At 40.4% G+C, this 13,131-nt stretch carries 6 protein-coding genes; 1 reads left to right on the forward strand and 5 read right to left on the reverse strand.

The genetic code is table 11. The annotated features are described in order from the left end of the window. Positions 1-178: 178 nt before the first annotated feature. The 3 genes from KSO91_RS07490 to KSO91_RS07500 all read right to left on the reverse strand — a co-directional run bounded on the left by KSO91_RS07490 (position 179) and on the right by KSO91_RS07500 (position 7,134). Positions 179-2,185, reverse strand: a complete 2,007-nt coding sequence (locus KSO91_RS07490; protein WP_238742340.1) for a methyl-accepting chemotaxis protein — start codon at positions 2,183-2,185, stop codon at positions 179-181. A gap of 339 nt (positions 2,186-2,524) precedes the next feature. Continuing rightward, complete coding sequence (locus tag KSO91_RS07495; RefSeq protein ID WP_238742341.1) at positions 2,525-5,746, reverse strand: glycoside hydrolase family 3 protein; 3,222 nt, start codon at positions 5,744-5,746, stop codon at positions 2,525-2,527. A 107-nt stretch (positions 5,747-5,853) separates the two neighbouring features. Then, on the reverse strand, positions 5,854-7,134 hold the full coding sequence (locus KSO91_RS07500; protein ID WP_238742342.1) for a carbohydrate porin: 1,281 nt from the start codon (positions 7,132-7,134) through the stop codon (positions 5,854-5,856). 498 nt (positions 7,135-7,632) lie between these two features. On the opposite strand from KSO91_RS07500, the gene KSO91_RS07505 reads away from it, so the two are divergent. Further along, positions 7,633-8,676: a LacI family DNA-binding transcriptional regulator gene (locus tag KSO91_RS07505; protein ID WP_238742343.1), complete on the forward strand. Its 1,044-nt coding sequence runs from the start codon at positions 7,633-7,635 to the stop codon at positions 8,674-8,676. A 518-nt stretch (positions 8,677-9,194) separates the two neighbouring features. On the opposite strand, the gene KSO91_RS07510 is transcribed toward KSO91_RS07505, so the two are convergent. After that, positions 9,195-9,617, reverse strand: coding sequence for a hypothetical protein (locus tag KSO91_RS07510; RefSeq protein ID WP_238742344.1), 423 nt, complete (start codon positions 9,615-9,617; stop codon positions 9,195-9,197). Further along, complete coding sequence (locus KSO91_RS07515; RefSeq protein WP_238742345.1) at positions 9,610-13,074, reverse strand: hypothetical protein; 3,465 nt, start codon at positions 13,072-13,074, stop codon at positions 9,610-9,612. The genes KSO91_RS07510 and KSO91_RS07515 overlap by 8 nt, the downstream gene beginning before the upstream one ends. Positions 13,075-13,131: the final 57 nt, after the last annotated feature.

Raw genomic sequence — 13,131 nt, forward strand, 5'->3', positions numbered from 1 at the left:
AATTAGCAGGTCATTTATTCGCTTATTCATATTTACCACGCAGATATTTCTACATTGAAAAAGACTTTATTTCCGCTAAATAAAATATCACACAAAAGCGAAAGCTCTAGCAATAGAGCTTAAATAAATGGTTGAAGTAAGTGAATACTTACCTCGTCGATTAATATAGACAGTTAAATTACACTTTAAATCGATGCACCAACTCATTCTGCTGATGAGCCAATTCATCTAATTTTCTACTCACTTGCGCAACTTGCTCCATTGATAAGTTGTTATCATCTGCTATCTGACTAATATCGACTAGACTGCGAGAAATAGAATTGCTTGTTGAACTTTGCTCTTCCGCAGCATGTGCGATGTGGTAACTCATTTTACTGATCTCAATAATATTTGCCTGAATTTCCTCCATGGCACTATTCGCATCTGAAGTTTGCGTTAAGCTCTTATCCATTTCACTAACACAAGCTTGCATTACTGATGATGCTTGCTCTGATTTTTCCTGAAGGTTTTGAATCATATCTTCAATTTCAGCCGTCGATTTGGTCGTACGTTCTGCTAGTACTCTAACCTCATCAGCAACCACAGCAAAGCCTCGCCCTTGCTCTCCAGCGCGAGCGGCTTCGATAGCCGCATTGAGTGCCAATAAATTAGTTTGCGCTGCAATATGACGGATAACATCCAAAATAGATCCTATGTTACTGCTCATCTCTTGGACTGTTGAAACCACTTTGACTGATTCATTCAGATTCTCTGATAACTGGTGAATAGTAGAAATGTTATCACTCATCACATCACGACCGGTTTGCGCCGCGACTTCGACATCGCGCACTTTTTCCATAGAGGTCTGCGCACTAGTGGCGACATCTTTAACTGAATGCTCCATCTCGGTCATTGCAGTAGCAACCGATGCGGTTTGATTACGTTGCTCATTTAAACGAGCTCGAGATTCAGTCATCACAGATTGATTCTGAGCTGACACCTCCGCCAAATTACCCGAAGTTGAACTTAATTCACGCAAGATATCCTGTAGATTGGATGCCAGCGTATTAATATGCGCACTGAGTTGGTTGAACTCGATAAAGGTATTACCATTAACCCTGATGGTCATATCACCAGCAGTTAACGCCTCAAGCGCTTTGAGAATAGAAACCAAAGGTTTACGTACATTCTGTGCGAGTAACCACCCCAAAAACAGAAGGAAAACAGTCACCACGCCACCTATCACTATCGCCTGTGTATAACCCTTCAAATAGATTTTATTAGCCGTTTCAATAGCACTACTCGTGAGGTGCTCACCTTCAACACGAAAAGTTGCAAGGATAGCCATCGCTTGATCAACTTCACCGGCAAGGACGGCGATATTTCTATACAAAAGATCGCGAGATTGTACAAATTTGAAGTGCTGATCGAGTACGCCATCTTTTTTACCCGCATCTTGGATAAACTGTGTATTAGATGCGTCAAATTCATCTTTGAACCCAGGCAATTCCGATAGTAGCCCTTCATAAGAATATTTTATACGCATGACACTACGCCGATTTGCTTTCATCGCTTTGCTGATTTTTTTGCTGTCGTCACTTGCCAGCGCATCCGAAGTAACGGTTTCTATGAGTGTTAATTTATCAAAATAGGTTTTAGCTATAATTTTAACCGTATCCGTCGCGTATTTATTAACATAATCAATCATGCCTAAGCGCAAATCAGTCTGTAATTTTTGATAGCGACGATTGGTTTTTTTACGCTCTTGTTGTGCATTTAACTGCGTTTTGTAGTTAGCCATCGCATTATGTGCTTCCGTAAAGTAACGCGACTCAAGCGACTGCAGCTCAGCTAATTGGGTATCCAAAGCGGGGTTAGTAGCCGAAATTTTAGCTAATTTGACAAGCGCCGCACTAAAGTCTTGATGCGCTAAACTAAACTTGTCTTCATAATCCTGCATGCGTTGTGCGTCTTGCGTAGTTAAAAAGTCTTTAAATATTTTATCTACCATCAGCAATTTAACACTGGTTTGATTCGCAAAAGTAACCAGCGGTAGCGCTTCTTCATTAACAGATTCAAGTTGATTATAAATATGACTTGTTCCATTTAACATTAAAGTGACTGTCGCTATAAAGAGTAGCACCATCAGCGCAAACCCAGCGTACATGCGTTTAATAACCGAGGTCTGTTTATTTTTTTTAAACATCTTATTAATTTCCATTATGAGAAAAACATCATCTATAACCACACTAATTAATACCATTTCCATTCATTAAATGTTCTATTTCGGCGTAGGTGAAATGCATACAAGTAAGGTGTTGATTTTATAACGAGTAGTTTTAATTATAAAATCAACAATAAAACGCAAATCTTATTTACGTTTAACTCGCATCCATTTTAATAAGCATAAATGAATATATAATGAGTAGATTTGCTATAAAGTAGCAATCCAGATTAACAAATCGTGTAGCCTATACACGGCTACAGCTAAGATGATAAGCGGAGTCAGTCCTGCACTTATCATCTTACTTAGCTGAATAAACCTTTACTTAACTAAACGGACATTTTTGAAACTAAATGCCACTCCCGCTTGCGGGTTCGCCCACGCAGGTAATATGACAAAAGGCTTAGTAATGGTTTTTACTATTTCATCGGTCACTAATTTATTAACTGGCACAGAAATGGCGGTCCATTCAGCAACAGGAATAATAGGCAGAAAATAATCCGGGCCGCTGTTATTTGGCCCTTCCATTTTAACCACTAGACCATCAACATTGGCGGCATAATCACTCACCATCAGATCAAACTGCAGGGTCCCCCTCTCTCTATAATGGCTTAAGTTTTGTGTTTCACCACTTAAGATAACCACACCTTTTTGTGTTTCCAAAGCCGCGCTATTGTAAGTTACATTAACCACGGTCTCCTTATCATTAACGACGGTTTCAGTACGAATAAGATCCGCTGCAGGACTCCAGTCCGTTATATTCGCACTCCATACTGACACACTCGAATTCCATGGCGCGCTGTAAATATCCGAGAAAGCCTCATCTAGTGCAGGTAATGCGGGATCAGCTAAATTGGCACAACTAAGCTCCGCTGCTGCCGTATCGAGACTACGAGGGACAAAACGGATCTCACCTAAATCAAATTCCATTTCACCAGCTGTCGAGATCAATAAGGCGGTATTCAATATCGAATAATCCATGCCTTGCTTGGCAAAACAGCTTAACGGTATTTTAATAGTCGCCCAATAATCAGACACGGCGGGTAAAAATCGATTGATTTTGACTTCGCCTAAGCATGGCCACTGACAATGCATCGCTATTTTAGTGTCTGCAGTTGGCGCTTTATGCATACGAATATCGAACTGTAATGTTGAATCAGCATTCGCATAACTATTTTTATCCAAGCTTAATGAATCACCTGTTTGCATATAGAACTGCGCAGCATTTTTCCCATCAAAACTAACATTTAATGCATCTTGTTGATGCTTGTAGTTAATAGGCCTTGTTGTTAAACCGGCAATGGACGTTTCGCTGCCATTGGAAACATCAACACTCGCCCAACCATTTGCTTCCCCACCTATCCTTGCCACAAATTCCGCTGACGCGTCGCGACCAAAAACTTCCATCTTGGTTGTCGCAAGACCCCGATCCGGTGCATTTTGGCCACAACCGAAATCCCGTGGGTCAAGTGCGAGGTTATTTAAATCATGCTCCGATGTAACCGGTGAACCGTAAAATAGACCATAACCATAGGCAAATAACGGTTTATGTTCGCCGCTGATATCCTGCTCGGTGGGCGGTGTTTTGTAACCTACTATATTGGGTGCAATGCGATTAATCGTTGTGGAACATTTCTTCATCGGCCATGAGTAAGATAAACGCCCGCTAAAGTGCTTACCTTTTTTATTAAACAACACATCGGTTATACCACCGGCTTCAGTACCGGGAAGCCATGCAGCCACAAAGGCATCCGAATTATTAATCTCTTCATTGACATACAACGGGCGACCAGAATAGAAAATCGTTACAACCTTCAACCCAGCGGCCTTGAGCGCTTTGATTTTTTCTAAATCGGCCAGATAGGCTGGTTTAATGGTAGAGAATTCCAATGTTTTATTGGCTTTTATATCACCAAACATTTCCGCATAGGGATCTTCACCGATCACAACAACTGCGACTGTCTTCTCGTTAGCATCACTCATTTTTGAAATGATATTGTCGCGACCAACGACACCCTGTAGCGCCATTAGCATGGTTGTAGCACCGGGAAAATCATCTTTGACATTGTTTTCATTGCCCTGCCAGGTGAGTGACCACCCACCAGTTTGTTTCTGAATATCATTAGCAGCACTACCCGCAATTAAGATCTTTTGATCCACAGCTAAAGGTAATATATTGTCTGCATTTTTTAATAATACCAGCGACTCACTGACCGCCTGTCGGGCTAAGGCTCGATGCTCAGCAGAGCCAAGCAGTTCTTGATGACCTGCAAGAGGTCGCTGTGATGGTTTTACTTTCGCCCATAAATTGGCGCGCATTTTTACGCGTAAAATACGTGTCACCGCATCGTCGATACGTGATAATGGGATAGTTCCGTCATTAACTTGCGCGATCACATTGTGATAAAAAGCCTGCCAATCATTACGAGCAGTCACCATAAACACATCATTGCCTGCATTGACCGCAGCAGGACAGTTTGCAGCGCTACAACCGGAGATCTCACTCTGGCCATTCCAGTCAGTTACAACAATACCGTCAAATCCCATTTTGTTTTTAAGTACATCGGTAATCAAATATTTACTGCCATGGAGTTTTTTATTGTATTGTCCATCTTTAACTTGTGCGTAATTTGCGTCATTGTGCCAGGAGTTAAATGAGGTCATCACCACTTGCGCACCCGCTTCTAATCCGGCGAAATAACCCGTCGCATGTATATTACGTAAATAATCTTCTGAGTAATGATTTTCACCGCGATCGACGCCGTTTTGCGTACCACCATCGCCAACCCAATGCTTAACATTGGAAATCACATGACTGTCACCAGCAAGTCCTGCAGCCCCACCTTGAATACCCTCGACCATAGACTTTGCATATTGATAAACAATTTCAGGATCTTCTGAGTAACCTTCATATACCCGGCCCCAACGGTAATCTCGAGGCGTTGCTACGGTTGGTGCGAATGTCCAATCAAGCCCTGTCGCGGCTATTTCTAGGGCTGTGGCTTGACCGATTTTGTAAATAAGATCGGGATTATTTGCCGCCCCTAAACCGATGTTATGCGGGAAAACGGTCGCTTTAAAAACATTATTGTGGCCATGAACCGCATCGGTTGCCCACATAAACGGAATTTTAAATCCGCGTCCTTGATAAGCTTCTTGTAAAGCTAACCAATATTTATCTGACGCTTGCGCCCAATCTTTTGCTGTCGCGTATTTATTATTATTAGGCCAACCACCGCCACCATTTAATAATGAACCCAACTTATAGCTTTTTGCTTCCTGTGGTGTCACTTCACGCAGTTCTGGCTGGATCATCTGACCCACTTTTTCTTGAAGGGTCATTTGCACCAATATTTCAGTGATTCTCTTTTCAATTAACGGATCTTTGCCAATCGCACTTTGTAACGTGGGCCACTGTGCAAAATAAGGTACTTTAGATTCTATCGCAGTGCTTACGGAGTCTTGACTGTTGAGCGCAGCGTAAGCGGAAGAGCTTGTGATTAATGCGATGACAAATAACATCAATTTTTTACTGAATAACATAAATAAAATTCATTCCAACATGAACAAAAAAAGGGCCATCGTTAATAAAAAGAAAAGGGCCATCGCAATAAAGTGATGGCCCTTTAAAATTAACGATTATTTAGTGCTTACCACCACATATCAGCTTGAATACCAACGATGAAATCATCATCACCATTATTAGTACCTGCATGATTTAAGTAAGTGCCTAATAGACGAATTTCTGGTGCAGGGCCTTGGCCAGTACCGATAACCCAAGTAGGTGCGATAGTTATTTTCGCGTTATTACCACTTCCTTGATAGCCATCACCTTCATAATGGTTATATTGAGTACCGAATTCAGTCGCAACCATGAAGTTATCAGATACTGGGAAAGTAGGACGTATCATTGCCGACATCCAGTAATCACTGCTGCCATCGTCATTGTCATTGTATTGTGCTTGCAGAGCAGGGAATAGATTAATGCCGTTCTCTAGGAAATAACCGCCCCAAAGTAGGAAACGAGCAGAAACATCACCATCATCAACATAGCTCATTTGATCAGGACCTGGTCCACCAGCAACCCATCCGTTGTAGACATTCAATGTACCACCGAGCAATTGATGAGAGCCTAGACCGACACCAACTTGACCGATAATTTTAGAAAAACCATTACCTGGAAGACCAAGGAAACTGTCAAGATGAACGATAGCCGTTAAATCGGCACCAGTTTCTGCATACTCATTGCCAGCAGAATCCCAGTTATCAGTCATCGCTTTAACCTGACCATGTAGTTCGAAGCTACCAAAGTTAGCGCCAACATGAACAGAATGCATCAAGTTATTGGTATTATCGCCCCAACGTCCAGCTGCATTTCCGTTACGGTCAGTAGACATATAAGCGAAATCAAATTTTGTATCGCCAATTTCATAATCGCTTACACCAAGACCTAATCCAGACATCTGCGTGTAGAAGAAATCAGTCATAAAGATATAGTTATCTTTACCGTAATCACGTTTACCAGCCCAGAAAGTACCCGTTTCAGTCAAGCCAGCAAACTCAACATAAGTTTGCCCAAAGCCCATACTATTATCTACACCACCGGCATCTACTGAAGAACCCAGCGCTTTATCATCACCCGTACCCGCTACTGCTACATGAATGCGGATATTTTTGCCGTCATCAAAGGCCCATTTTTTGACCAACTCAAAACTCATATCGTTATCGGACTCAATACCTAAACGGCCTAGTTGTTCTTTTGATGCAGGGTACTTAGCACGCTGTAAGTCATCTTCAACGCTTAAGATAACTCCAGAACGAAAGTAGCCGTGAAATTCTAGCCCATCAGTGACTTCTGCATTAGCACCACTGGTAACAGCGAACCCCGATGTAGCAAGCAGACATGCAAGGGTTAATTTTGATAGTTTCATTGTAACTCCATAGTTTTATTGTAATTCCGAGTGTTGACCAAGAAAGTCGCAAGTAAGCGCTTTCTTGTATTGTTAAGAAAATACCAAATATGATCAGGTAACATTCAATATGCAGTTAAGACCCGTTGGCTAATTTCAGAAGCAAGTATAAAGACAAAATGGCAGGTATAAAGTGAGCGCCGTCACTAAAGTAAGCGCTTTCACGTGATGTGAGTCACGCAATTTAGATTCTAAAGTGAACTAATAGAACGTTCTGAAAAATAATATAATCGTTCCTATTGATCTCCAAGCTCAAATAAATGCTGATCGGTGCCTAAACACACACGAACCGACTTCACAGAGTGTGTACGTTATCCGAAGCCATGGAAGAAAGGGCTTGCTCTACGTCAAAGCGAGGTGCAGAATCGAGCAATAAATGCGAAACTAATGAGTTGAAAAATTTCAATCATTATAACGGCTTAATTCAAACCACCCCATAAAATAATATAGGAGAGTAAGTTGATCACCATCAAGGAAGTATCCGAACTTGCCCAAGTTTCTCAGGCAACTGTTTCAAGAGCTTTAAATGGCCATCCGACAGTCAAAGAAGCGAATAAAATCAAAGTGTTTGCAGCAATAGAAAAACTGGGTTACAAGCCGAACTCCTTTGCTCAAGCACTGGCTTCGAGCCGCTCAAACAGTATCGGCATGCTAGTAGGCTCTCTTGAAGGGCCCTTTTATGGCCCTTTGATGCATAATGCAGAAGATATTGTTCGTAAAAAAAACATGCATTTAATTGTCACGAGTGGGCAAGAATCAAAAGAAAAAGAAAAAGATTCGATTCGCTTTCTGCAGTCTAAACAAGTTGACGGCTTAATCATTCACTCAGATATGTTATCTGATAATGAATTAATACAAATAGCCAAAGAAACCACTGCAACAGTCATTCTAAACCGCTATATACCTGAACTTTCTAAACAATGTATCTGTATTGATAATGAACTTGGTGGTTATCTTGCAACTAAACATTTACTTGAATCTGGCCATCACAAAGTTGCTTGTATTACCGGGCAGCTTAGTAAAATTGACAGTCGAGATCGCTTACAAGGATATCGAAATGCACTCACTGAATATGGCGTAAAATATGATGCCAGTTTGATTGTAGAAGGTCGATTTGACCATCATGGTAACCATGAAAAGGTCAGACGCTTACTGGATAGGAGTAATCACATTACAGCTATTTTTTGCCAAAATGACAATATTGCTTTAGCTGTTTATGATGTCTGCAGTGAGAGAGGACTTATTATTGGTGAGGATATTTCTCTTATTGGTTTTGATAATGATACTTACAGCCAACACATAAGACCCAAACTCACTACGGTTAACTTCCCTGTTATCGAAATGGGCATCGAGGCAGCTAACTGCGTACTCTCTCTAGTGAGCAAAAAAACCTATTCGGTGCAAAATAAATTAGCCCCAGAGCTAGTGATCAGAGATTCAGTTAAAATAATAGACTCGAGTTATAACGAAGAAAGCAAAAAGGTAAGCAGTGTGACTTATTAAAATAGCCCCTAACTGTGTTATGAATTTGATTCAAAACATCACCTTGTTAGCAACTAAAGCAGGCCACAATGGATCCATCGGATGCGCTGAAGTAACAACAACTATGTCTTGCAACTCATGCCTTCCTAGCCCCTCTTTTTATGCCCATCATTGCATTAATTGGCTATTAAAATAGCCAGCTAGGCCGGCTATTTTAATACATCCAAAATGCTAATTAGCGATTCAGTTAGCTTTAATTAATACCAATCCTATTAAATATGTGATCTAAATTTTACGCAGGAAAAATTGTTTAGTTTGAGGCGAAAGTTAATGTAAATGGTTGTTCCCTTTACGAAACTTTCAACAATGAAATAAGCAATTTTAACAAGTAAAATAGATCAGCTAATTATTACGATTGGTATAATAGTGCTCTGATAACATCTATTGTAGTCCGCTAAATAATAGAGGCATGTACCTAGCCTAAAAAAAAACGAAAAAAAAGGCAGAAAAACTGCCTTTAATAATACCCGAAGCGATTATCACCAATGTTTAGTGGTTATCGCCTTTAGCTTGTCACGTATGTGCTCATCAATCATAATCTTTGGCGAATTATTGTCATCTGTATCTCGATTTTCGACGATCAAAACCTTAGCCTCTTTATTAAGGGTGTGCGTATGGTATACGCCACGCTTAATATTGTAGATCTTGTTAATTTCCATATCCCAACTGATTATTTCAATAATATTATTTTTCTCATCAAGCTCGGCACAAAATAAAATACATTTGCCTGATAACAATACAAATACCTCATCGGTTTCATTATGACACTGAAAGTTATCTATTTTATCAGCGTCTAACTCGTCAATGTAATTGAGCATTGCGACTCGCCAGGTCTGAAAATCGACGACAGGTGCATAACCTGCCGCGTTATATTCAGACACCTCTAACAGGTGATTATTCACAGTCACTCCCAGCGAGTTTTAATAACATGCTTGCAGGAATGGACACGCTCACCTGTTTAATACCACCGCTACGAGAAAATATTTGACGACTTAGCAATGTACTCAGTGCGAGTCTATTTAACTGTATAGTTTCACCGTTTTCAAGCAGCACTTCCACTTTTCCTATTTCAGATACCTCATAAATGAAAGGCACTTGGCAGTAAGTAAACCCTAACTGCCCTATCTTAAGATCAATCGATTGCTGTTTGCTATCAAGGTTAATGAATGTGAATTTATCCGCTACAGTTAAAAATTCAGTCTCTTTTAGTAGAGAAGGTCTAAAGTTAATTTTCCCCTCGTCGACAATCAAACCTAATTCACCAAAGCGTGTCAAAATCTCTTCTTTTACCTGCCCTGTCATCCCCGGCTGCTGAGCACCCGCTTGTTTAGGCGTATGTGAATAAGGGTCGGTCGGGAAGGCACCATAAACAGCAGGGGTTTTATTAAAGCCAATACCGGCGCGTACTTTATAGTAATATTGAGCAAGTTTTTGGGTTGCCGGTGACGCAGGATCTAATTCCAATGCGGCAAAATAGTTTTCTTGAACAGCAAGTAATAATTTAGAAACCATGTGCCAGTAGATAGATCCCAAACCTTCATAGCCGAACATAGTGCCTGAACGACCAGTAAATGCCTGATGATTAAATACTTCTTCATAACAAGCGAGTACATCTGCGGTGCTTTCGCTGGCAACATCCTGATAGTCAGACGCGACTACTTGCAATGCTTTCGCTAATACTCCCGCATTCTCAAAGTTTGCATTAAAATGATAGGCCCCCTCGGAATCGATCTCGATGACACGACGATCACCTTTAACTAACATTGCTTTAAGCAGCGCGTTAGCATTAACACGCGCAGCATCAATGCAGTTTTTGTCAACAAAAAGAGACAAATCACGATCTGGATAAAGCATAAATGTTTTTTGATCCGCGCGATACATTTCACTCGCATATAAATTATCGAGCAGCGTCACAGCTTGCTCTGGTGAGAGTACACTCGCCGACAATACTGCGACCTGACCTTCAAGCATAGGGTAAAGCAAGTCAACATTTACGGTTTCTGCTGTGTAATTAATAATATTATAAGCATTGTAAAGACCGTCTTTACGCAGATTGCTGTGGATGCTTTCGTCGATAACCTCAAGACTCACATCAAGCATTTCAGTAAGCGTAGTAAAATCACACTGTTTTTTACCTGAGAAACCACTTTTATAAACAGCTGCACGATAGTCAGCCGATGCACTAGCAAGTTTACCTAGCACCTTACTACGTGCTTCACTACTAATAATGCCAACTGTAAGTAGACTATTCGCTTCTTGTAAAATTTTTGACGTCGCAACAACCCAATCAGCTAAGTCAGTTGATAGCTGCACTTGACCCATATTACCTTTTAATAACGCTTGTAAAAACGCAACATAACGGCGCATATAGTACAATGTCACCATAGATAATCCAGTACCAACAATCGCATTATTTGCATCATTCCATTCTGGACGCTGCGTATTAAGCCAGATACCACCATCAACAACTAAGTTACCCAGCTTCGCTAACAATGGAACCAATAATTTCTCGGTCAGGTTAACCATATACACATTGTTATTCTCATCTAATAATAGACGCCCATCACTGCCCAGTTCTTGCACGCGATTATCGATAACCGCCTGTTTGTCGTCATTAAAAATCACCGTATTTTTAGCATCAGCAAACAATTTATCAACACCTTCAATTTCATAAGGCACATTTGCATAACTGAAAATTTCAGCATTTAATAATTCACTGAGTTCTTGAGGTTGGAATTTTTTAGATAACTCTAAGAATTTAAGTAAATAGATAATCTGGTGATCACCCCAGTAACCAATATTACTCCAAGCATCATCAGCCTCTAACATCTCCCAATCGACCCCCGCTTTAGTAATACGATAAGGGTTATAACCATCGATAGTAGAAGCATTAACAAATTTAGAGATAAATGACTTAATAAAATTAGGGTAACTTAGGCCTAGCGCTTCCCAGTTTTGGAAAATGTCACGCCAGTTCCCTTGATAAGATAATAATCGATCACCATTTTCATCTTTTAATTTGATTTCAAAATGGTTCCATGGACGGCTTGGATCACCATGACGACGACCAAAAGTTAACGGTAAATATTCATGGCAAAGACGAATAAGTTGCGCATCATTTTGCTTACTTGCTAACCTGATCAACTCTTGGTAATCAATACGCTCAGGCAAAGTTGCAAAAAAGTCTCGGCATTTTTCTGCTACCACTTTATTTGAATGGGTCAGGTTTTTTACAAAATCTTGTTTCTCTACCCAATATTGATCAACAACGACACCACCACGCATATTATTAAATAAAACGTTAGCATAGTGATGAACAGTCGTCTCTTCTTGCGCCGTTTTTTGGTAAGCATCACTACCTGCCATTAGCATTAACAGATCTTGATGGTTAGCATCAACTGATTGATTAATATTGGCTGTTACAGCTACACCCAATTGTAAATTTTTCTGTAATTGAGCAATATCACTGTGTGTTTTATCAATATCTGCAATTATCTGCCAGCTGTTTTCTTGACCGGCAGCAAGCAGACAGCTTTTGTGAATAAAATAAGCACCTCTTAAACCACGACGCAGTGTTTCATTGACTATTTTTTCTCCGCGACGGAAGGCGCCGAGCTGTTCACTTGACAGTAAAATAGATTGGCAATCGTCGGCAACACTAAATACGGTTGTGGCGCGTAATGATTCCGCGGGTTCGGCGCGATCACTTAATTTGGCATATAAGCTATAGGTTGCCAATGCAGATTTAGGTAATAGTTCATTCCACTTGTAAGCATCCAGTAAGGCGCTAGATGTCTGCATAAGCGTAAGCGGCGCATTAGGCGGCAAAATATTTTGAATACCATCTACAATTTCAAATTCAATGGCTTGTTGCACATCGTTTTTCACTGTAGAAGTTCTGACAAAACCATATTGCTCGCTAGTAGCCCACTGATATTTAAAAGTAAGCCCGAGATCAAGATTGATTTCTTCAAAAACAATCTTATCACCGGCAATATTTTTATAAAGATTACGCTGGACTTGATAAAGGCTATTATGCTGAAGATTAAACGGTTCCCATTGTTTGCAACCATTTTCAGTCATTACTTTAACAATGGTTTTACTGCCAGTATTTTCAGCACTCTCATGGATGTAATCCACTGATTTATATGGGAACAAAGCATTTTCAGGTCGAATTCTACCCGCCGATAAACAACCGGTTGATGAAATAAATAACCAGTGATCACTGGCCGATACAACACTGATAAAAAAGGGCTTCATCTGATCAGCATTGGTTATCTGATAGTATTTATCTCCATCAATGGAAATGAATTTTCCCGAGATAGCGGGAGATGAATTATAACTATTTTCGTTTTTCATGGTCAAACCCATTAGTGTAAGCGCTTACTTTTTTTGCGCAGGGTAAAAAAAAGTGCT

The organism is Psychromonas antarctica (assembly GCF_022267535.1).
GTDB classification, from domain to species: Bacteria; Pseudomonadota; Gammaproteobacteria; order Enterobacterales; family Psychromonadaceae; genus Psychromonas; species Psychromonas antarctica.